Here is a 21051-nt window from a genome sequence, read left to right as displayed (position 1 = left end):
CCCGCCCGCCCGCGAGGCGGCCGCGCGTCCGCGCGCGCCGTCTGCGCGTAGGCTCTGCTAGTCGTCCGCCCGGCGGACCGCCCCACGAACTGAGGATGCTGTTGAACGGTAACGCCACATTCCGGCATCGGAACACCTCCCTGCTGGGGCTCGCCAGCGTCCTCGCCCCGCACACCGTGACGTCGGCCGAGATCGACGAGCGGCTGAAGCCGGTGCTCTCCCGCCTCCGCCTCCCCACGGGCCTCCTGCAGCGGGTCGCGGGCGTGCTGGAGCGCCGCAACTGGGACGCCGACATGTCCTTCGACGCGGCCGCGACCCAGGCCGGGCGCAAGGCGCTCGCCCAGGCGGGCGTCGACGCCTCGCAGATCGGGCTGCTCATCAACACCTCCGTGACGCGCGCGCACCTCGAGCCGAGCGTCGCCGTCAGCATCCACAACGGCCTCGGGCTGCCGTCGTCGGCCCTCAACTTCGACATCGCGAACGCCTGCCTCGGCTTCGTGAACGCGATGACCCTCGCCGGCCACCTCATCGACTCGGGGCAGATCGACTACGCGATGATCGTCGACGGCGAGGACGCCGGCGAGATCCGCCACAACACGGTGGCGCGCCTGCTCCGCCCGGAGACGACGCGCGCCGACTTCCTCAGCGAGTTCCCGAGCCTCACGCTCGGCGCGGGCGCCGCGGCCGCGGTCCTCGGCCGCACGAGCGACCACCCGGAGGGCCACCGGGTCCTCGGCGGCGTCACGCGCGCCGCCACCCAGCACCACGAGCTGTGCATCGGCGACGTGGACGGCATGTTCACCGACACGAAGGAGCTCCTCCGCGGAGGGATGGAGCTCGTCGTCGCCGCGTGGACCGAGGCCGCCCAGGACGACTGGGACTGGTCGGACATGGACCGCTACATCCTCCACCAGGTGTCGGACGTGCACACCAACGCCATCGTCAAGGCCGCGAGGCTCGACAAGTCGCGCGTGCCGCTGACCTACCCGCGCTACGGCAACGTCGGTCCCGCGAGCATCCCGATCACGCTCGCCGACCAGGCGGACAGCCTCAGCCGCGGCGACCGCGTGCTCTGCATGGGTGTGGGCTCCGGCCTCAACACGGCCATGACCGAGATCCTCTGGTAGCCGCGGCGTGAGCGCACCGTCCGCGGGCTCCGCCGCGACCGTCCCCGTGCCCGGCCCCGACGGGCGCCCGCTCCCGGGGCTCGACCCCGCGTGGTCGCGCGTGGTGCGCGCGGGCGGGCACGGCTGGCACGTCCTCGACACGGGGGAGCGGCTGGCGGCCACGGGCGCGCCGGTCGCGGGCACCATCCTGTGCGTGCACGGCAACCCGACGTGGTCGTACCTGTGGCGGCGCATCGCGGCGGAGTCGCTTGCGCGCGCCGAGCGCGAGCCCGCGCGGCCGGCCTGGCGCGTCGTCGCCGTCGACCAGCTCGACATGGGCTTCTCCGAGCGCACGGGCGTCGCACGCACGCTGCCGATGCGCCTCGACGACCTCCAGGCACTCACCGACGAGCTCGGGCTCTCGGGATCCGGTGCCTCCTCGCCCGTCGTCACCCTCGGCCACGACTGGGGCGGCGTCGTCAGCCTCGGCTGGGCGCTCCGCAACCGCGACGTGCTCGCCGGCGTCATGGCGCTCAACACGGCCGTGCACCAGCGGGCGGGCGCGCCCATCCCGTGGCCGCTCCGGCTGGCGCTCGCGACGGGCATCCACGACGCGGCGACCCGCGGCACGCCGGGGTTCCTCGCCACGACGCTCGCGCTCGGCCACCCGCCGCTCGACCCCGCCGTGCGTCGCGCGTTCTCCGCGCCGTACCGCGGCGCCGCCCGCCGGGAGGGCATCCGCGGCTTCGTCGCCGACATCCCCGTCGGCCCCGCGCACGCGAGCCACGCGACCCTCGTCGACATCGCGGAGGGCCTCCGCGACCTCGACCTGCCGGCCCTGTTCGTCTGGGGGCCGCGCGACCCGATCTTCTCCGACGTCTACCTGTCCGACCTGATCCAGCGCCTGCCGCACGCCGACGTGCACCGGGTCGAGGGCGCAGGCCACCTCGTCGCCGAGGACCACGACTACGCGTCCACCGCGCTCGACTGGCTCGCGGACCGCGTGGCGCCGGGCTCCGCAGCCCCCGCGCCGCGGCGGTCCGCATCGGCATCCGCGCCCGACGCAGGACGTGCCGTCGAGGCCGTCCGCCCGCTCGGCGCCCTCCTCGAGGAGCTGCGCGACAGCGACGCGCCCGTCCTCGTGGAGATGGCCCCGCGCGGCGGCGGCGGTCCGCGCATCGTCTCGTGGCGGCTGCTCTCCCGCCGCGTCCGCGAGATCGCCGCCGGCCTGCACGCCCGCGGACTGCGGGCCGGCGACCGGGTCTCGCTCCTCGTGCCCCCGGGAGCCGACCTCACGGCGCTCCTCTACGCGTGCCTGCGCATCGGCGCGATCGTCGTGGTCGCCGACGCGGGCCTCGGCGTGAAGGGCCTCGGGCGTGCCGTCGCCGGCGCCCGGCCGGACATGGTCGTCGGCATCCCCGCGGGGCTCGCGCTGGCACGGGCCCTCGGATGGCCGGGGGAGCGGATCTCCGTCACGACGCTCGCGCCCCCCGTCGCCCGCGCGCTCGGCGTCGCCGCGAGCCTGCCGGAGATCGCCCGCGACGGCCGCGCTGCGGCGCTGCCGCCGGAGCCCGCGGCCGACGACGACGCCGCGATCCTCTTCACCTCGGGTTCCACGGGACCCGCCAAGGGCGTCGTCTACACGCACCGCCAGCTGGCCGCCCTCCGCGACACCCTCGGCGGGCGCTTCGACGTGGGCGTCGGCACGGGCCTCGTCGCGGGCTTCGCGCCGTTCGCGCTCCTCGGGCCGGCGCTCGGCGCCACGAGCGTCACGCCCGACATGGACGTGACCCGTCCGCGCGACCTCACCGCGTCGGCCCTCGCGGCCGCGGCCCGGGCGGTCGACGCCACGGTGGTGTTCGCGTCGCCGGCCGCGCTCGCCAACGTCGTCGCGACCGCCGACGCGCTCACGGGCGACGACCGGGAAGCCCTCGGGCGCGTCCGCTCCCTGCTCTCGGCGGGAGCCCCGCTGTCGGAGCCCCTGCTGGCGCGCGCCGCCGCGCTCGTCCCCGCCGCGGAGGTGCACACGCCGTACGGCATGACCGAGGGCCTGCTGCTCACCGACGTGACTCTCGAGGGGATCCGCGCCGCCGCCCTCCGCGGGGACGCGGGGGTCTGCGTCGGCGCGCCCGTCGCCCCGGTCCGCATCCGCATCAGCCCGCTCGACGCCGACGGCGCCGCCACGGGCGCCCTCACCGACGAGCCGGGGATCACCGGCGAGATCGTCGCGGAGGCCCCCCACGTGCACGACCGGTACGACCGCCTCCACGTCACCGACCGGGCGGCCCGTCGCGACTCGGCGGACGGGATCCGCCGCCATCGCACGGGGGACGTCGGCCACCTCGACGCCACCGGCGCGCTCTGGGTCGAGGGCCGGCTGCCGCACGTCGTCACGACGCCCGAGGGCGTGCTCACGCCTGTCGCCCCGGAGCAGCGCGCCGAGTCGGTCGCCGGGGTCGGCCGCGCCGCCGCCGTGGGCGTCGGGCCCGCGGGGGTCCAGCAGCTCGTGCTCGTCGTGGAGCGGGTGCCCGCCGTCCGCCGCGTGGGGCTCGCGGACGCGGAACTCGCCGCCGCCGTGCGCACCGCCGTGGGGCGTGCCGTCGCCGCCGTCATCGTGGTGCCGGTGCTGCCGACGGACGTCCGGCACAACTCCAAGGTCGACCGCGCCCGCCTCGGCCGGTGGGCCGCGGGGATCCTGTCCGGCGGCCGGGTGACCGCGCCGTGACCGTCCTCGTGACGGGGGCCAGCGGGATGCTGGGCCGTGCCGTCGCCGAGCGCCTGGCCACGGCCGGCCACGCCGTCCGCACGTTCCAGCGCCAGCCGTCGGGCCTCGCCGCGAGCGGCACGGACCCCGTCGCGGGCGCCGTCGTCGACCTCCGGGGGAGCGTCACCGACTCCGCGGCCGTGGCGCGGGCGCTCGACGGCGTCGACGCCGTGGTGCACCTGGCCGCGAAGGTGTCGCTCGCGGGCGACCCTGCCGACTTCCGCGCGGTCAACGTCGAGGGCACGCGCGCGCTCCTCCGCGGCGCCCGCCAGGCCGGCGCGACCCGCTTCGTCCACGTCTCCTCGCCGTCCGTCGCGCACACGGGCCTCTCCCTCGTGGGCGACGACGCGGGCCCCGCGGACCCCGTGCGCGCCCGCGGCGACTACGCGCGCACGAAGGCCGAGGGCGAGCTGCTCGCCCTCGCCGAGGACTCGTCGGACATGCGCGTGCTCGCCGTCCGCCCGCACCTCGTGTGGGGTCCGGGCGACACGCAGCTCGTCGCGCGCATCGTCGACCGGGCGGCCCGCGGCCGCCTCCCGCTCCTCGGGCACGGCGCGGCGCTCATCGACACCGTCTACCGCGACAACGCCGCCGACGCGATCGTCGCGGCGCTCGACCGCGCCGACACGGCCCACGGCCGCGCGTACGTCGTCACGAACGGCGAGCCGCGCCCGGTCGCCGAGCTCCTCGCGGGCATGTGCCGCGCGGCGGGCGTGCCGGCCCCGCGGTTCCGCGTGCCCGCCGCCCTCGCGCGCGCCGCCGGGGGAGCGGTCGAGCGGGTCTGGGCCGTGCGCCCCGGATCCGACGAGCCGCCCATGACGCGGTTCCTCGCCGAGCAGCTCTCCACCGCGCACTGGTTCGACCAGCGGGCGACGCGGCGCGCCCTCGGCTGGTCCCCCGCCGTGAGCCTCGACGAGGGCTTCGAGCGCCTCCGCCTCTCCTACCTCGCCGGCGGCGCCGCGCGCCGCTGATCGACGCCGCCCGCGGCCGATCCGCCCCGCGCGGGCGGGAGGCTCCGAGCCGATCGCTAGGCTGGTCCGGTGTCCACACGCCTCTCCCAGCTCTTCGTCCGCACCCTCCGGGAAGACCCCGTCGACGCCGAGGTCGCGAGCCACCGCCTCCTCGTGCGCGCCGGCTACATCCGCCGCCAGGCCCCCGGCATCTTCGCCTGGCTGCCGCTCGGCCTCCGCGTCAAGCGCAGGGTCGAGGCGATCGTCCGCGAGGAGATGGAGCGCATCGGCGCCCAGGAGGTGCACTTCCCCGCGCTGCTGCCCGCCGAGCCGTACCAGGCGACGGGCCGCTACGACGAGTACGGCCCCGGGATGTTCCGCCTCGAGGACCGCAAGCGCGCGCCCATGGTGCTCGCGCCCACGCACGAGGAGTTCTTCGCGCTGCTCGTGAAGGACCTCTACTCGAGCTACAAGGACCTTCCCCTGTCGATCTACCAGATCCAGGACAAGTACCGCGACGAGGCCCGTCCCCGCGCCGGCATCCTCCGCGGCCGCGAGTTCACGATGAAGGACGCCTACTCGTTCGACGTCACCGACGAGGCGCTCTCCATCAGCTACCAGGCCCAGCGCGACGCCTACGAGCGCATCTTCCAGCGCCTCGGCCTCGAGTACGTCATCGTCGCCGCCGACGCGGGGGCGATGGGAGGGTCCAAGAGCGAGGAGTTCCTGCACCCCACGCCCATCGGCGAGGACACCTTCGTGCGCTCGGCCGGCGGCTACGCGGCCAACGTCGAGGCCTTCACGACCCTCGTCCCCGACGCGCTCCCCATCGAGGGCCAGCCCGCGGCGCGCGTGTTCGACTCGCCCGACACCCCCACCATCGCCACGCTGGTCGACCTCGCGAACGCGCGGGAGCCCCGCGAGGACGGCCGCGCCTGGACGGCCGCCGACACGCTGAAGAACATCGTGCTCGCCCTCACGCACCTCGACGGCACGCGCGAGGTGGTCGTCGTCGGCATCCCCGGCGACCGCGACATCGACCTGAAGCGCGCCGAGGTGGCCTTCTTCCCCGCCGAGGTCGAGCCGGCCACCGAGGGCGACCTCGCGAAGCAGCCGGGCCTCGTCAAGGGCTACATCGGCCCGTGGTCGCCCGAGGGCCCCGTGCTCGGCTCCACATCGTCGACGCGGGTCCGCTACGTCGTCGACCCCCGCGTCGTCGACGGCACCGCGTGGATCACGGGCGCCAACGTCGCGGGGCAGCACGTGCTGTCGCTCGTCGCCGGCCGCGACTTCACCCCCGACGGCGTCGTGGAGGCCGCCGACGTCCGCGACGGCGACCCCGCCCCCGACGGCTCCGGCCCCATCAGCACCGCGCGCGGCACGGAGATCGGCCACGTCTTCGAGCTCGGCCGCAAGTACGCGGAGGCGCTCGGCCTCAAGGTGCTGGACGAGAACGGCAAGCTCGTCACGGTCACCATGGGCTCGTACGGCATCGGCATCACGCGGAACCTGGCGCTCGTCGCCGAGGCCACGCAAGACGGCCGCGGCCTCCTCTGGCCCGCGTCCGTCAGCCCGTTCGACGTGCACGTGGTGATGACGGGCAAGGGCGACGAGATCGCCTCCGCGTCCGAGCAGCTCGTCGACGCGCTCGACGCGTCCGGCCTCGACGTGCTCTTCGACGACCGCCCCAAGGTCTCGCCCGGCGTGAAGTTCGGCGATGCCGAGCTCATCGGGGTGCCCACCATCGTCATCGTCGGCCGCGGCGCGGCCGACGGCATGGCGGAGCTCTGGGACCGCCGCACGAACGAGCGCACCCCCATCGCGCTCGGCGACGTCGTCGAGGCCCTCGCCGCCGCCCGCTGACCCCGCGCCGCCGCCCCGCAGGCTGCCCGACCCGTCCGGGTCGGGTAGCCTGTGGTGTTTCCAACCGAATAGAGGAGTCGCCCGTGGACATCGACCTGAGCGTCTTGCGCATGATGGAGCGCGAGCGCGAGATCCCGTTCGAGGAGCTCGTCTCGATCATCGAGCAGGCCATCCTCACCGCCTACCTCAAGCACACCGACCAGGCCGACGCCAAGCCCGTCGCCGACGGCGTGCCCCCCGCCCGCGTGCACCTGGACCGCAAGTCCGGCCACGTCTCCGTGCACGTCCCCGAGCTCGACGAGGACGGCCTCGTCATCGGCGAGTCCGAGGACAGCCCGAGCGACTTCGGCCGCATCGCCGCGTTCGCCGCGAAGCAGGTCATCAACCAGCGCCTGCGCGACATCGGGGACGACCGCATCCTCGGCGAGTTCAAGGGCCGCGAGGGCGACATCGTCGCCGGCGTCGTGCAGCAGGGCCCGAACCCCCGCATGATCCACGTCGACCTCGGCACCATCGAGGCGATCCTGCCGCCCGAGGAGCAGGTGCCGGGCGAGCGGTACGTGCACGGCTCGCGTCTGCGCGTGTACGTCACGAGCGTCTCCCGCGGCGCCAAGGGGCCGCAGATCACGGTCTCGCGCACGCACCCGTCCCTCGTCCGCAAGCTCTTCGCGCTCGAGGTGCCGGAGATCGCCCAGGGCCTCGTCGAGATCGTGTCGCTGGCCCGCGAGGCCGGCCACCGCACCAAGATCGCCGTGCGCGCGACCGAGCCCGGCATCAACGCCAAGGGCGCCTGCATCGGCGAGCTCGGCCAGCGCGTCCGCGCGGTCACCGCGGAGCTGAACGACGAGAAGATCGACATCGTCGACTACTCCGAGTCGCTCCCCGTCTTCGTCGGCAACGCGCTCTCGCCCGCCCGGGTCACGAGCTCGTTCGTCATCGACCAGGCGACCAAGGCCGTCCGCGCGCTCGTGCCGGACTACCAGCTGTCGCTCGCCATCGGCAAGGAGGGCCAGAACGCCCGCCTCGCCGCGAAGCTCACGGGTGCGAAGATCGACATCCAGCCCGACAGCATCCTCGAGGGCGACGACTGAGCGCCGCCCGTCACGACCCCGCCTCGCCGCCGCCGGACGGAGGGGGTAGTATGGGTCCGGTAAGAACGTGCGTCGGCTGTCGTCGGCGTGCCCCGAGGTCCGCTCTCGTGCGGATCGTCGCCGATCCCCGTACGCGCTCCCTCGTCCTCGACGAGCGTGCCGTGCTGGCCGGCCGGGGTGCGTGGATCCATCCGACCATCGAGTGCATCGACAGAGCGATCGCACGGCGTGCCCTCGGGCGGGCCCTGCGGAGCGACGCGGCGCTCGACCCCGCAGCTCTTGGGGGACTACGAGAGCGGCTCGCGGCCCAGCCGAGCGCGCGAGCATCCGAGAGAACAGGCTGAACGGCACATGGACAACTAATGAGCGGCTCGAAATGAGATCCGTCCAGCACTAGCGGTCCCCTCCTGCCTGGGAGAGGACCCCCAGACAGGAGAACAGTGGCAAAACCACGCGTACACGAGATCGCCGCCGAGATCGGCGTCGACAGCAAGACCGCACTCGCCAAGCTCAAGGAGATGGGCGAGTTCGTCAAGGGACCGTCGTCGAGCATCGAGCCCCCCGTGGCCCGCAAGCTCAAGGCGGCCCTCGAGGCAGCCGGCCTCACCGGACAGGCCGCGGCACCCGCCGCGACGCCGTCGTCCGCCCCGCGCCCCGGCGGCCGCACGTCGGCCCCGAAGCCCGGCGGCCGGCCCACCCCCGGCCCGCAGCCCACCGCCCCCGTCGCCGACGCCCCCGAGGCGTCCGACGTGCCGGTGCCCGCCGCACCGCTGACCGTCGCGGAGCGCCAGGCCCAGGCCGAGGCGACCCGCAAGGCCGCCGCGGCGGAGAAGGCCGAGGCCGAGAAGTCGGCCGCGTCCGCCACCCCGGAGGCGCCCGCCGCCGCGACCCCGAGCGCACCCCGCCCGGACGCCGGCAGCGCGCCCGCGCCCTCCACCGGCATCCCGCGTCCCGGGATCCCGCGTCCGGCGGCCCCGCGCCCCGGCAACAACCCCTTCGCGAGCAACCAGGGCATGGGCACCAAGCCCCGCCCGGGCAACAACCCGTTCGCGAGCAACCAGGGCATGGGCCAGCGCCCCGCCGCGGGAGCCGCAGGCCCCCGCCCGGCCGCTCCCCGTCCCGGATCCCCCCGCCCCGGCGCCCCGCGTCCCGGCGGCCCCGGCCAGGGCGCACGTCCCGGCGGCTTCGGCCAGCGTCCCGCGGGTGCGGGTCGTCCCGGCGGCGCTCCCGGCGGAGCGGGACGCCCCGGCGCCCCCGCGGCCGGCGGCTTCCAGCGTCCGGCCGGCGGCTTCGCCGGTCGTCCCGGCGGCGGCGGCCGTGGTCGCGGCCCCGGTGGCGGCACGGCGGGCGCGTTCGGCCGCGGTGGCGGAAAGAGCAAGTCGCGCAAGTCGAAGCGGACGAAGAGGGCCGAGTTCGAGCTGCGCGAGGCTCCGTCGCTGGGCGGCGTCAGCGTCCCCCGCGGCGACGGCAGCACCGTCGTCCGACTGCGCCGCGGCGCGTCCATCTCGGACTTCGCCGACAAGATCGACGCGAGCCCCGGCAACCTGGTGACCGTGCTGTTCCACCTCGGTGAGATGGCCACGGCGACCGAGTCGCTCGACGAGGCCACCTTCGAGGTGCTCGGCACGGAGCTCGGCTACAAGATCCAGGTCGTCTCCCCGGAGGACGAGGACCGCGAGCTGCTCGAGGGCTTCGACATCGACCTCGACCAGGAGCTCGAGGACGAGGACGACGACGTGCTGGAGATCCGGCCGCCCGTCGTCACCGTCATGGGCCACGTCGACCACGGCAAGACGCGCCTGCTCGATGCCATCCGCAACGCCAACGTCATCGAGGGCGAAGCGGGCGGCATCACGCAGCACATCGGCGCGTACCAGGTCTGGGCACCGCACGAGGGCTACGAGCGCGCCATCACCTTCATCGACACCCCGGGCCACGAGGCGTTCACCGCCATGCGCGCCCGTGGTGCCCAGGTCACCGACATCGCGATCCTCGTGGTCGCGGCCGACGACGGCATCATGCCGCAGACGGTGGAGGCCCTGAACCACGCCCAGGCGGCGAACGTGCCGATCGTGGTCGCGGTCAACAAGGTCGACAAGGAGGGGGCCAACCCCGCCAAGGTGCGCCAGCAGCTCACCGAGTACGGCCTGGTCGCCGAGGAGTACGGCGGAGACGTCATGTTCGTCGACGTCTCGGCGCTCACCGGCAAGGGCGTGAACGACCTCCTCGAGGCCGTCCTGCTCACCGCCGACGCCGGGCTCGACCTGCGCAGCAACCCGAACAAGGACGCGCGCGGCGTGGCCATCGAGGCGCGCCTCGACAAGGGCCGCGGCGCCGTCGCGACCGTGCTCATCCAGTCGGGCACGCTCCGCGTGGGCGACGCCATCGTGGCGGGCACGGCCTACGGCCGGGTCCGGGCGATGATGGACGAGAACGGCGACCCGGTCCACGAGGCCTACCCGTCGCGTCCCGTCCAGGTCCAGGGCCTCTCGTCGGTCCCCGGCGCGGGCGACACCTTCCTCGTCACCGAGGAGGACCGCACCGCCCGTCAGATCGCCGAGAAGCGCGAGGCCGTCGAGCGCAACGCCCAGCTGGCCAAGGCCCGCAAGCGCATCAGCCTCGAGGACTTCACGCGTGCGCTGGAGGAGGGCAAGGTCGAGTCGCTCAACCTCATCATCAAGGGCGACGTGTCCGGTGCCGTCGAGGCGCTGGAGGAGTCGCTCATGAAGATCGAGGTGGACGACTCCGTTCAGCTGCGGATCATCCACCGCGGCGTCGGAGCGGTCACCGAGAGCGACGTCAACCTGGCGACGATCGACAACGCGATCATCATCGGGTTCAACGTCCGCCCCGACCCGAAGGCCCGCGCCCGCGCGGCGCGCGAGGGCGTCGACATCCGCTTCTACAGCGTCATCTACTCGGCGCTGGAGGAGATCGAGTCGAGCCTCACGGGCATGCTCAAGCCCGAGTTCGAGGAGGTCCAGTCCGGTGTCGCCGAGATCCGCGAGGTGTTCCGCTCCTCCAAGTTCGGCAACATCGCGGGTGTCATCGTGCGCTCGGGCACCATCACCAGGAACGCCAAGGCGCGGGTCATCCGCGACGGCGTGGTGGTGGGCGACAACCTCGCCATCGAGTCGCTGCGACGGTTCAAGGACGACGTCTCCGAGGTCCGCACGGACTTCGAGGCGGGCATCGGCCTCGGCAAGTTCAACGACATCCAGATCGGCGACGAGATCGAGACGATCGAGATGAAGGAGAAGCCGCGGGCGTAGCCTCGGCTGATCCGGGCCCCGCTCCCCACCAGGGGAGCGGGGCCCTCCCCGTCCCGCCGCAGAGGCGGGGCACGCAGGACGCCGGGCGGCACCGTCCGGCCGCACCCGTCACGGAAGGACGTCGACCATGGTCGATCACGCGAGGGCCCGGAAGATGGCCGACCGCATCAAGGAGATCGTCGCGCGCAAGCTCGACCGGGGCATCAAGGACCCGCGCCTCGGCTTCGTGACGGTGACCGACGTGCGCGTCACGGGCGACCTGCAGCACGCCAGCATCTTCTACACGGTCTACGGCACCGACGAGGAGCGCGCCGACACGGCCGCGGCCCTCAAGTCCGCCACCGGCATGCTCCGCAGCGAGGTCGGCAAGAACATCACGGCGCGCCTCACGCCGTCGCTCGAGTTCATCCTCGACGGCGTGCCCGAGAACGCGGCCGCCATCGACGCCCTCCTCGAGGAGGCGCGCCGCCGCGACGCCGACGTGCACACGCAGGCGCAGGCCGCCGTGTACGCGGGCGACGAGGACCCGTACGTCAAGCCGCGCGTGATCGCGGACGACGACGAGGACGACGAGGACGACGACGAGGGCGGCGTCGACCGCTCGGCGCCCGGGTACGAGCCCGCGCACTGACGTGTCGGGGGCCCGTCGGCAGACGGGCCCCGCCCGCGGCCGCGACGCCGCGTCGGGGATCAGCTCGGGAGGGCGTAGGTCCCGTCCGCCTGGCGCACCGCGAGGCCGTCGGCCAGGAGCCCGGCCAGCGCGCGCTCGCGCTGCACGGGCTCCGACCAGGCCGTCGCGAGGTCGGCCCCGCTGACGGGGGAGTGGCTCGACCGCAGCTCGGCGAGCAGGAGGCCGCGCACCTGGCGGTCGGAGCCCTCGTATCGCTTCTGCGTCGGGCGCGCCGGCCCGTCGTAGGCGGGGTAGCCGGCGGCCCGCCACGCGCACAGGTCGCGCACCGGGCAAGCGTCGCAGCGCGGCGAGCGTGCGGTGCACACGACGGCGCCGAGCTCCATCGTCCCGGCGTTGAAGACGCGTGCCTCGACGAGGTCCTCCGGCAGCTGCGCCGCCATCGCCGCCAGGTCGGCGGTGGTGCGGGCGGGTCCCGGATCGCCCTGCCCGGCGACGGCGCGCGCGAGCACGCGGCGGACGTTCACGTCGACCACGGGATGCCGGTGCCCGAACGCGAACACGGCGACCGCGCGCGCCGTGTACGGGCCGACGCCCGGCAGGTCCAGCAGGGCGTCGACGTCCTCGGGCACCTCCCCGCCGTGGCGCTCGACGATCGCGACCGCGCACGCGTGGAGGGCCAGCGCCCGGCGCGGGTAGCCGAGCCGACCCCAGGCGCGGACGGCCTCGCTCGCGGGCGTGGCCGCCAGGGCGGCGGGCACGGGCCACCGGACCAGCCACTCCTCGAGCCGCGGGATCACCCGCGCCACGGGCGTCTGCTGGAGCATGGACTCGCTCACGAGGATGCCCCACGAGCCGAACCCCTCGCGCCGCCAGGGGAGGTCGCGCGCGTTCTCCCGGAACCAGGCGTTCACTCCACGGGCGAGGGCGGTCTCGGGCATCCGGCCAGCGTACGAGACGATGAGCCTAGGCTCGGCGCATGCCCCTGTACCGCGCCTCCCGCGCCGAGGTCCTGTCCTCGCTCGCCGACGAGTTCCTGCACAACTACGGCCGGGGGCGCGCCTTCCTCGCGGTCGACGGCGGTCCCCTCGCGGACGCGCCGGCCTTCGCCCGCGACCTCGCCGACGCGCTCCGCGCCGACGGTCGAAGCGCCTACGTGGCGTCGGCCGCCGACCACCTCCTCGACGGATCGGCGGACGCCCCGGACGCCGACGGGATCCGCGACGCTCTCGTGCGGCCCTTCCGCCGCCCCGGCACCCCGTTCGCGCTGCGGCCGGGCGCCGACCCCGTCACGGACGCGCCGCACGACGCCGTCCTGCTCGTGGCGGGCGACGGCCTCCAGACCGAGGCGCTCCGCGGTCTCTGGAACGCCGTCGTCTACCTGCTCCTCCCCGACGAGCCGCTCGCGACCACGGGCGGCGACGCCGCATCCGCGCCGCAGGAGGCGCACGCGCGCTACATCCGGGCGGTGGACCCGCGGCGGGCCGCGACGATGATCGTCGATGTCACCGACCCCGACCTCCCGCGCCGCGTCTTCGCCGACAGCTGCTGAGGCGGCGCCCTCGCCGCGTCCGCTCAGCGCGGGATGAGGCGCGCGAGCTCCGCGGGCGACAGGTGCCGCCCGCTGGTCTCCACGCCGTGCACGAGCTGCACGAGCGCGGCGTTGACGCGCGCGTCCTCGCCTGCGCCGGGCGCCAGCGCGGCGACCGCGCCGTTGAGGTGGTCGACCTCGGTGGGGCGGTCGCGGCGGATGCTCTGCAGCGTCGACCCCGGGTTCGGCACCCGGCCCATCGACCGCGCGAGCGCGACCGGCACCCGCTCCGCCAGCCCGAGCGGCAGCGACGCGAACAGCCGCAGCCGGCGGTGGGTGAGGCCGGCGAGCGGCCCGAACACGACGCCGCGGGCGAGGCCCGTCCGCACCGTCTCCTGCATGGCCCGCGTGACGATCCGGCGCATGGCGGGATCGGCGATCGCGGCCTGGACGCTGAGGCCGGTGACGGCCGGCACGGCGTTGATCCCGTTGACGACGAGCTTCGTCCACTGCGCCCCGCGGAAGTCGTCGGCGACCGAGACGGGCATGAGGGGATCCAGCACCTCCCGCACGAGCGCGACCCCGGCGCCCTCCGGCCCGTCCGCCGAGCCGATCTGGATGCCGGCGGCCGACGTGACGGTGACCAGCCCCGGCTCCGAGAGCGACGCCGCGACGAGCGCGAGCCCGCCGACGACCTGGGAGCGGGGGAGGCACTCGACGCCCATGGTGATGGCCGAGAGCCCGTTCTGCACGACGAGCACGGGGATCCCGCGGAGCCAGCCGGCGTTCTCCGTCATGGCGTCGCGCGCGTCGGCGATCTTGGTGGCGACGACCGCCAGCTCGGGCGGGCGGCCCAGCCGCTCGGCCGCCGCGACGCGCGCGACGTGCTCGCCCCAGCCGCCGGAGAGCCGCAGCCCGCGGTCCTGCACGGCGTGGAGGTGCGGACCGCGCGCCGTGACGTCCACCTCGTGGCCGTCGCGTTCGAGCAGCGCCGCGATGGTCCCGCCGACGGCGCCCGCGCCCAAGACACCGATCCGCACGCGTCCTCCTGTCGACCCCTCGATCCTAGGCCGGGCGCATCGGACGGACCCGGGAGCGCGGCCGCGCACGGCATGATGGTCAGGCCATGAGTACCCCGACCCCCCGCGCCGCGCCGTCCACCGCGAGCGGCCTCCTCCTCGTCGACAAGCGCGGGGAGTGGACGAGCCACGACCTCGTCGCCCGCACCCGCCGCCTCGCGGGGACCCGCAAGGTCGGGCACGCCGGGACGCTCGACCCGATGGCGACCGGGCTCATGATCCTCGGCGTCAACAGCTCCACGCGCCTGCTGACCTACCTCGTCGGCCTCGACAAGGAGTACCTCGCCACCATCCGCCTCGGCCGCGCCACCACGACGGACGACCGGGAGGGGGAGGTCGTCTCCCGCGCGGAGCCCGGCCGGGTCCGCGACCTCGCCGTCGCCGACGTGGAGCGCGCGATCTCCGGCCTCCGCGGCGTCATCTCGCAGGTGCCGAGCGCGGTCAGCGCGATCAAGGTCGACGGCAAGCGCGCGTACGCGCGGGTCCGTGCGGGCGAGGAGGTCGAGCTCGCCGCGCGCGAGGTCACCGTCTCCGCCTTCGACGTGCTCCGGTTCGACGCCGTGGCGCCCGAGGAGGGCGAGGAGGACGGCGCCCAGCTCGACCTCGACGTCCGCATCACCTGCTCCTCCGGCACCTACGTGCGGGCGCTCGCCCGCGACCTCGGCCGCGAGCTGGGCGTCGGCGGCCACCTCACGGCCCTCCGCCGCACGCGCGTCGGCCCCTTCCACGTCGACGACGCCGTCGCCATCGACGACCTCGTCGTCGCCGACCGGCTCATCCCGCCGGCGGACGCCGCCGGCCGCCTCTTCGAGGTGCTCCACCTCACCGAGCAGGAGGCCGTCGACCTCGGGCACGGCAAGCGGCTGACGACGCCCGACGAGGCGCCGACGGAGGACCCGCTCGCCGCGGTCGCGCCGGACGGCCGGCTCGTGGGCCTCGTCGGCTTCCGCGGCCGGACGGGCACCTCGATCGTGAACTTCCCCGCCGACGAGGCCGGTGCGCGGTGATCGGCTGGTTCACGGTCGCCCAGATCGCGGTCGCGGTCGTCGCGGGCGTGCTGTGCCTCGTGCTCGGGGCCGTCGGCCGGAAGCCGAGCGACCTGACGATGGGGCCCACCGCGCTCGTGGAGGTCCTGCTCGTCGTGCAGCTGGTCGTGGCGATCGTCGCGCCCGCGGTCGGCAACCCGCCCTCGGGGAACCTCGTCGAGTACTACGCCTACCTGCTCAGCGGCTTGCTGATCCCGCCGCTCGCGATGTTCTGGGCGCTCGTGGAGCGCACCCGCTGGAGCACGGTGATCCTCGGCGCCTCCTGCCTCGCCATCGCGATCATGGTCTACCGGATGGACGTCATCTGGAACGTGCAGGCGGCGTGACGCCCGCTTCCTCGGGTAGGGGATAATCGCAGGTGCCATGACTGACTCCCGTACCTCGCGCATGACCGGTCTCGGACGGGTCCTGGTCTTCCTCTACGGCCTGCTGGCCCTCGCCGCGACGGGTCGCTCGGTCACCCAGATCCTCACCAAGTTCGACGAGGCCCCCGTCGCGTACGCGCTGTCGGCGCTCGCCGCGGTCGTCTACATCGTCGCCACCGTGGCGCTGGTCGCCCCCGCGCGCACGCCCGAGGCCGCGCGCCGCTGGTACCGGATCGCGTTCGCCACCATCGCCTTCGAGCTCGTGGGCGTCCTGGTCGTCGGGACGCTGAGCCTCGTCGACTCCGAGCTCTTCCCGCACGACAGCGTGTGGTCGGTCTACGGGTACGGCTACGTGTTCATCCCGCTGGTGCTCCCGGTGCTCGGCCTGCTGTGGCTCCGCCGCGGCGGACGCAGCCGCGTGAGCGCGGTGGACGAGCGCCCGGTGCGCGGGGGCCGCTGACGTGCTCGTCGTCCACGACCCGGCCGACGTGCCGGACGGCTTCGGGCCGAGCGCCGTCACCATCGGCAAGTTCGACGGCGTCCACGCGGGCCACCGGGCGGTCATCCGGCGCCTCCTCGGCATCGCCGCGGACGACGCGCTGTCCTCCGCGGTCGTGACGTTCGACCGGCACCCCGCCGCGCTCCTCGCGCCCGCGGCGCGCCCGCAGAGCCTCGTCAGCAACCGGCAGAAGATCGAGCTGCTCGAGGAGCTCGGGGTCGACGCCACGCTGATGCTGCCGTTCGACGAGCGCCTCTCGCGGCTCGATCCCGCGGCCTTCGTCACCACCGTCCTGGTCGACGCGCTGCACGCCCGCGTGGTGCTCGTGGGCGAGGACTTCCGCTTCGGCGCGAAGGGCGCCGGCGACGCGGCCACGCTCACGCGGCTCGGCGAGGCGCACGGCTTCCGCACGGTGGTCGTCGGCGACGTCATGCCGGACGGCAGCCGCAAGGTCTCCTCCACGTGGATCCGCGACCTCATGGACAGCGGGGACGTCACCGCCGCGGCAGAGCTGCTGGGCCGCGCGCCCGCCGTCCGCGGGCTCGTGGTGCACGGCGAGAAGCGCGGCCGCGAGCTGGGGTTCCCGACCGCGAACCTCTCGCCCGAGGCCGAGGGCCTCATCCCCGCCGACGGCGTCTACGCGGGCTGGCTGCGCGACGGCGACCGGTCGTACCCGTCGGCCATCTCGGTGGGCACCAACCCCACCTTCGCGGGCGTCCGTCCCCGCGTCGTCGAGGCGTTCGTGCTCGACGAGACGCTCGACCTCTACGACCACGAGGTCGAGGTCGTCTTCGTCTCCCGGATCCGCGGCATGGTCGCCTACGAGGGCCGCGAGCCGCTGATCGCCCAGATGACGGACGACGTGGTCCGCACCCGCGCGGTGCTCGGGATCTAGGCGGCCGCGGCCGGACCCGCGTCGCCCCCGGGGCGGGGCGTGCGGCCGAAGAGGTACATGATCAGCGTCGAGGCCGTCGCCTCGATCGCGGGGCCGTGGCCGACGCTCCAGCCGCCGTCGGTCGCGCGCAGGGTCCGGGCGCGCAGCACGCCGCGGATCCCGGCCGGCGCGATGGCGGCGCGGGCCACGGCGACGGCTCCCGTCGAGCGCGGGTCGAGCTCCAGGTCGGCCTTCAGCGCGTGCGCGATGTCGAACGCGTGCACGACCACCTCGAGGAGCTCCGGCAGCCGCTTGCGGCCCTTCCCGGCGCGCTTGTCGGCGGCGATCGCGCGGATGCGGGCCACGAGCTCCTCGGGAGCGCGGGCGGCCTCGTCGGCGCTCAGGTCGTCCATCACGCGCATGGGGTTGAGGCGGGGACGGCGGCGCATCGAGCCGATGGCCGTGCGCACCATCGCCGCGTTGCTCGCGCCCACGCGCCACACCACGTGGCCCGCGACGTCGCGGACGGTCCACCCGTCGCACATGCTCGCGGCCTCCCAGCCCTCGGCGTCGAGCGACGCGAGGAGGTCGGCGGTGCGGTCGAGCACGTCCGCGATCTGCTCGCTCCACACGCCGGTGACCGCGGGCTCGGGTTCGGACGCGCGCTGGCTGAGGGGCAGGTGCCGGGAGATCTCGCTCATGGCCGAGAGCCTATTCCGGCCGCCGTAGAATCTGGTGGTGACGACACCTCCCGCCGCTCCCCGCGCGGGTGCGCTCCTCGCCCTGGTCGGCATCGTGCTGGTGGCCCTGAACCTCCGCACCGCCGTCGCCGTCTTCTCGCCGATCGTGACGGAGATCGGGCGCGACGTGCCGCTCGACAGCGTCGCCATCGGCGTCCTCGGGGCCCTGCCGCCCGTGTGCTTCGCGCTCTTCGGGCTCCTCGCGCCCGCCATCTCCCGCCGCCTCGGCCTCGAGCTGACCGTGGTCGTCGGCCTCGGCGCGATGGTGGCGGGGCACCTCGTGCGGGCGGCGTCCGGCGACGTGGTCGTCTTCGGCATCGGCACGGTCCTCACGCTCGCGGGGATGGGGCTCGGCAACGTGCTCCTGCCGCCGCTCGTGAAGCGGTACTTCCCCGGCCGGATCGGGCCGCTCACCTCGCTCACCACCGTGATGATGTCGATCAGCACGGGCGTGCCCTCGCTCGTCGCCGCGCCCCTGGCCGACAGCGCGGGGTGGCGCGTCGCCATCGGGGCGTGGGCCGGCGTCGCGGTCGTCGCGCTCGTGCCCTGGATCGCGCTCCTCGTCGAGCACCGCCGTCACACCCGGCGCGAGCGCGAGGCCGCCGCGGGCCTCGACCAGGTGGAGGAGGCCCCCGCCGCCGTCACCGGCCGCGTGTTCCGCTCGCCCGTCGCCTGGGCGCTCGTCGGGATCCAGGCCGCCTCGTCGTTCAACGCGTACTCGATGTTCGCGTGGCTGCCGGCGCTGCTGCAGGACACCGCCGGCCAGACGCCCGTGGCCTCCGGCGCGCTGCTCGCCGTGTTCGGGTTCATGGGGCTGCCCACCGCGATCGTCATGCCGATCCTCGCGGCGCGGATGCGCAACGTCGGCATCCTGATCCAGCTCGGCGTGCTGTTCTTCGTGGTCGGCTACGTGGGCCTCCTGGTCGCCCCCGCCGCCGCGCCGCTGCTCTGGGTGGCGGCCGCGGGCACCGGGCCCCTGCTGTTCCCGCTCGTCTTCGTGCTGATCAACCTCCGCACGCGCACGCATGCGGGCGTGGTCGCGCTCAGCGGCTTCGTGCAGGGGATCGGCTACGCGATCGGGGCGATCGGCCCGCTCCTGTTCGGCGTGCTCCACGAGCTGTCCGGCGGCTGGACCGCCCCGCTCCTCATGCTCTTCGCGATGGTCGCCGTCGCCTCCGCCTCGGGCTTCTACCTCGCGCGCCCCCGCATGCTCGAGGACACCTGGGACCGTCCGAGCCGCGAGCCCGTCCGCGGCGACTGACGGCGCCCGACGGGGCGCCGCCCGTGCCCGCCCGGATCAGAAGCTCGGGACCATCTCCTTGCGGTGCACGAGCGCGCCGGCGCCGATGATGGGGCCGTCCTCGGAGAGGCCGGAGGGCACCACGCGCGTCTTGGTGACGAAGCCGAACTGCTCGCGGAGCGCGATGGGCTCGCGGATCATGTCGAAGATGTCGGGCGTCACGCGGCTGAAGCCGCCGCCGATGGCGACGACGTCCAGGTCGACGAGCGAGCTGGCCGACGCGATGGCGCGGCCGATCGCGAGCCCGGCCCGCCGCACAGCCTGCACGGCGAGGTCGTCGCCCGCGCGGTAGCCGGCGGCGAGGTCCTCGCCCGTGGCCCCGGTCCAGCCGCGGGCGCGCGCCCAGGCGACGCTCCGGGGCCCGGACGCGATCGCCTCCACGCAGCCCTGCCCGCCGCAGCTGCACGGGTCGTCGAAGCCCGCGACCTCGACGTGGCCGATGTGGCCCGCGTTGCCCGTCGGCCCCGCGACGGTGCGGCCCGACAGCACGAGGCCGCCGCCGACCCCGGTCGACACGATCATGCCCATCACGTCGTCGTAGCCCCGGCCGGCGCCGACCCAGTGCTCGGCGAGCGTGATGGCGAGCCCGTCCATCTGGAGCGTGGTCGGCACGTCCGGGGTGAGCTCGGCGACGCGGTCGCGGAGCGGGAAGGAGCGCCAGGCCGGCACGTTGAGCGGCGAGACGAGGCCCTGCCGGACGTCGACGGGGCCCGCGGCCGCGAGGCCGGTGCCGACGAGCTCGGCGTCGTCGGGCAGGGCGGCGAGGGCCTGCCGGGCGACCCCGAGCACGGAGTCGAGCAGCTCGTCGGCGGAGCGGTCGGGGCCGGTGGGCCCGCGGAACCGGCTGCCCGCGAGCACGCGGCCCGCGTCGTCCACGAGAGCGGACTCCACCTTGGTGCCGCCGAAGTCGACGGCGAGCGCGAGCGTGCGAGGCATCTTCGTCCTGTCCCGGTCCCGGATCCGCCCGTGCACCGGCGTCCAGGATACGGTCGGTCGGGGCCCGCTCCCGGCGGCGCGCGGCCCGACCCCGCTCCGCCGATCGGCCGATGGGGTGCGCCGATCGGCTGGTCCGGCCGCCGATCGGCTGACGCAGGCCGTCCACCTGTGGGGAAACCCGCGTCCATCCGGCTACGCCGATCTATGCTCATGCCGTGCATCCCGACCACCGCCCCGGAGACAGCGCCCACGAGGCGCCCGCCCCGCGCGCCGAGCACGCGGCGTCCCCTCGCCGCGGCACGGCTCCCGCGCTCGAGTACGCGGACGCGGCCGAGGCCCGTCTCGCCTCGCGCCAGCTCGACGAGGGCATGCCCGCCTCCTCGGGGCTCGGCGACGACGACGGGGGCATCCGCACCCGCTTCCCGGCGATGCCGGGCGCCTTCCTCTCCGAGGCCCGGGCCTCCACCGTCTTCCTGCCCTACGAGTTCGTGTTCCGCCGCCTCATCGACATGCCGCCGCTCATCGTGTGGGACGCGGTGTCCGATCCCGACATGGTGTCCGGCTGGCTCGCGGAGGCGTCCATCGAGCAGGAGGAGGGCGGCGAGTTCTGGTTCGAGTGGATGACCGGCCCGGACCGCAGCCTCGCCTCGGCGTCGGGCGGCATCGTCACGCGCTTCGAGGAGGGGCAGGGCATCGACTTCACGTTCGTGGACGAGGGGGAGGTCACCGCGCGGTTCCTCCTGCGCCTCCAGGAGGTGCCCGGCGGGCCCCGCGACCGGCAGACGGAGCTGGTCGTCACCGTGACCGGCATGCTGCCCGCGGGCATCGCCAACGTGCTGAAGGCCAGCTGGCGCCTCCACCTCGACCTGCTGGACGAGCTCGTCCGCGGCCGCCCCGTGGACTGGGCGACGTGCGACGTCGAGCACGGCCCGACCTGGCGCCGGTACATGGCGGAGCTGGAGTCGGCCGAGGGCTGATCCGCCTCCGCGGCCCACGCCCGACGGCGC

General features: G+C 74.9%; 19 protein-coding genes. 15 read left to right on the top strand and 4 right to left on the bottom strand.

All coding sequences use genetic code 11. From position 1 onward, the window contains the following. Nucleotides 1-95 precede the first annotated feature (95 nt). The 8 genes from AC07VC_RS07540 (at nt 96) to rbfA (ending at nt 11677) form a co-directional block, all read left to right on the top strand. The gene (locus tag AC07VC_RS07540) at nt 96-1127 is read left to right on the top strand and encodes a 3-oxoacyl-ACP synthase III (protein WP_317230483.1); all 1032 of its coding nucleotides are present in this window, start codon (nt 96-98) and stop codon (nt 1125-1127) included. A 7-nt stretch (nt 1128-1134) separates the two neighbouring features. Beyond that, entirely contained in the window at nt 1135-3831 is a 2697-nt protein-coding gene (locus tag AC07VC_RS07535; protein WP_494676238.1) for an alpha/beta fold hydrolase, read from the top strand. Further along, complete coding sequence (locus AC07VC_RS07530) at nt 3828-4841, top strand: NAD-dependent epimerase/dehydratase family protein (protein WP_494676237.1); 1014 nt, start codon at nt 3828-3830, stop codon at nt 4839-4841. The genes AC07VC_RS07535 and AC07VC_RS07530 overlap by 4 nt, the downstream gene beginning before the upstream one ends. Before the next feature lie 69 nt (nt 4842-4910). Further along, nucleotides 4911-6683 (top strand): proline--tRNA ligase, encoded by a 1773-nt coding sequence (locus tag AC07VC_RS07525; RefSeq protein ID WP_494676236.1) that lies wholly within the window; start codon nt 4911-4913, stop codon nt 6681-6683. 83 nt (nt 6684-6766) lie between these two features. Next, nucleotides 6767-7774 carry a transcription termination factor NusA gene (nusA, locus tag AC07VC_RS07520; RefSeq protein WP_104291284.1) on the top strand — a complete coding sequence of 336 codons (1008 nt, stop codon included), beginning with the start codon at nt 6767-6769 and terminating at the stop codon, nt 7772-7774. Nucleotides 7775-7824: 50 nt separating this feature from the next. Next, complete coding sequence (locus AC07VC_RS07515) at nt 7825-8118, top strand: YlxR family protein (protein ID WP_094116287.1); 294 nt, start codon at nt 7825-7827, stop codon at nt 8116-8118. A 96-nt stretch (nt 8119-8214) separates the two neighbouring features. Continuing rightward, the gene (gene infB, locus AC07VC_RS07510) at nt 8215-11046 is read left to right on the top strand and encodes a translation initiation factor IF-2 (protein WP_494676235.1); all 2832 of its coding nucleotides are present in this window, start codon (nt 8215-8217) and stop codon (nt 11044-11046) included. A gap of 127 nt (nt 11047-11173) precedes the next feature. Then, nucleotides 11174-11677 carry a 30S ribosome-binding factor RbfA gene (gene rbfA, locus AC07VC_RS07505; protein ID WP_494676234.1) on the top strand — a complete coding sequence of 168 codons (504 nt, stop codon included), beginning with the start codon at nt 11174-11176 and terminating at the stop codon, nt 11675-11677. A gap of 59 nt (nt 11678-11736) precedes the next feature. On the opposite strand, the gene AC07VC_RS07500 is transcribed toward rbfA, so the two are convergent. Further along, on the bottom strand, nt 11737-12615 hold the full coding sequence (locus tag AC07VC_RS07500; RefSeq protein WP_494676233.1) for an HhH-GPD family protein: 879 nt from the start codon (nt 12613-12615) through the stop codon (nt 11737-11739). Nucleotides 12616-12653: 38 nt separating this feature from the next. Between AC07VC_RS07500 and AC07VC_RS07495 the strand changes: the two genes are divergently transcribed. Next, nucleotides 12654-13226 carry a nucleoside/nucleotide kinase family protein gene (locus AC07VC_RS07495; RefSeq protein ID WP_494676232.1) on the top strand — a complete coding sequence of 191 codons (573 nt, stop codon included), beginning with the start codon at nt 12654-12656 and terminating at the stop codon, nt 13224-13226. Between the two features lie 23 nt (nt 13227-13249). On the opposite strand, the gene AC07VC_RS07490 is transcribed toward AC07VC_RS07495, so the two are convergent. Next, nucleotides 13250-14245 carry a ketopantoate reductase family protein gene (locus AC07VC_RS07490; RefSeq protein WP_494676231.1) on the bottom strand — a complete coding sequence of 332 codons (996 nt, stop codon included), beginning with the start codon at nt 14243-14245 and terminating at the stop codon, nt 13250-13252. 86 nt (nt 14246-14331) lie between these two features. Between AC07VC_RS07490 and truB the strand changes: the two genes are divergently transcribed. From truB to AC07VC_RS07470, 4 genes are read left to right on the top strand one after another with little or no spacing between them, the layout of a single operon-like run. Next, nucleotides 14332-15291: a tRNA pseudouridine(55) synthase TruB gene (gene truB / locus AC07VC_RS07485; RefSeq protein WP_494676230.1), complete on the top strand. Its 960-nt coding sequence runs from the start codon at nt 14332-14334 to the stop codon at nt 15289-15291. Then, nucleotides 15288-15656 (top strand): hypothetical protein, encoded by a 369-nt coding sequence (locus AC07VC_RS07480; RefSeq protein ID WP_104289677.1) that lies wholly within the window; start codon nt 15288-15290, stop codon nt 15654-15656. Before truB ends, AC07VC_RS07480 begins: the two co-directional genes overlap by 4 nt. Before the next feature lie 37 nt (nt 15657-15693). Beyond that, nucleotides 15694-16155 (top strand): hypothetical protein, encoded by a 462-nt coding sequence (locus AC07VC_RS07475; RefSeq protein ID WP_317229737.1) that lies wholly within the window; start codon nt 15694-15696, stop codon nt 16153-16155. A 1-nt stretch (nt 16156) separates the two neighbouring features. After that, nucleotides 16157-17089, top strand: coding sequence for a bifunctional riboflavin kinase/FAD synthetase (locus tag AC07VC_RS07470; protein WP_317229738.1), 933 nt, complete (start codon nt 16157-16159; stop codon nt 17087-17089). Here the strand turns inward: AC07VC_RS07470 and AC07VC_RS07465 are convergent. Further along, nucleotides 17086-17769: a maleylpyruvate isomerase family mycothiol-dependent enzyme gene (locus AC07VC_RS07465; protein ID WP_317229739.1), complete on the bottom strand. Its 684-nt coding sequence runs from the start codon at nt 17767-17769 to the stop codon at nt 17086-17088. The genes AC07VC_RS07470 and AC07VC_RS07465 overlap by 4 nt on opposite strands. Before the next feature lie 37 nt (nt 17770-17806). On the opposite strand from AC07VC_RS07465, the gene AC07VC_RS07460 reads away from it, so the two are divergent. Then, the gene (locus tag AC07VC_RS07460) at nt 17807-19069 is read left to right on the top strand and encodes an MFS transporter (protein ID WP_494676229.1); all 1263 of its coding nucleotides are present in this window, start codon (nt 17807-17809) and stop codon (nt 19067-19069) included. Nucleotides 19070-19105: 36 nt separating this feature from the next. On the opposite strand, the gene AC07VC_RS07455 is transcribed toward AC07VC_RS07460, so the two are convergent. After that, on the bottom strand, nt 19106-20044 hold the full coding sequence (locus AC07VC_RS07455; protein WP_317229741.1) for an ROK family protein: 939 nt from the start codon (nt 20042-20044) through the stop codon (nt 19106-19108). 215 nt (nt 20045-20259) lie between these two features. Here AC07VC_RS07455 and AC07VC_RS07450 point away from each other — a divergent pair, with 215 nt between their 5' ends. Next, nucleotides 20260-21021: an SRPBCC family protein gene (locus AC07VC_RS07450; RefSeq protein WP_494676228.1), complete on the top strand. Its 762-nt coding sequence runs from the start codon at nt 20260-20262 to the stop codon at nt 21019-21021. Nucleotides 21022-21051 lie beyond the last annotated feature (30 nt).

Source organism: Clavibacter sp. GW821-FHT01D01 (genome assembly GCF_059422605.1).
Note: the sequence above shows the minus strand (reverse complement) of the source record. Positions and strands in the feature narration are given on the sequence as shown.

Bases quoted from the DNA above. Each gene is read 5' to 3' on its own strand.
- AC07VC_RS07465 (WP_317229739.1), bottom strand. From the start codon at position 17,769: ATGAGCGAGATCTCCCGGCACCTGCCCCTCAGCCAGCGCGCGTCCGAA.
- truB (WP_494676230.1), top strand. From the start codon at position 14,332: ATGAGTACCCCGACCCCCCGCGCCGCGCCGTCCACCGCGAGCGGCCTC.
- AC07VC_RS07515 (WP_094116287.1), top strand. From the start codon at position 7,825: ATGGGTCCGGTAAGAACGTGCGTCGGCTGTCGTCGGCGTGCCCCGAGG.
- AC07VC_RS07540 (WP_317230483.1), top strand. From the start codon at position 96: ATGCTGTTGAACGGTAACGCCACATTCCGGCATCGGAACACCTCCCTG.
- rbfA (WP_494676234.1), top strand. From the start codon at position 11,174: ATGGTCGATCACGCGAGGGCCCGGAAGATGGCCGACCGCATCAAGGAG.
- AC07VC_RS07455 (WP_317229741.1), bottom strand. From the start codon at position 20,044: ATGCCTCGCACGCTCGCGCTCGCCGTCGACTTCGGCGGCACCAAGGTG.
- AC07VC_RS07495 (WP_494676232.1), top strand. From the start codon at position 12,654: ATGCCCCTGTACCGCGCCTCCCGCGCCGAGGTCCTGTCCTCGCTCGCC.
- AC07VC_RS07475 (WP_317229737.1), top strand. From the start codon at position 15,694: ATGACTGACTCCCGTACCTCGCGCATGACCGGTCTCGGACGGGTCCTG.
- AC07VC_RS07500 (WP_494676233.1), bottom strand. From the start codon at position 12,615: ATGCCCGAGACCGCCCTCGCCCGTGGAGTGAACGCCTGGTTCCGGGAG.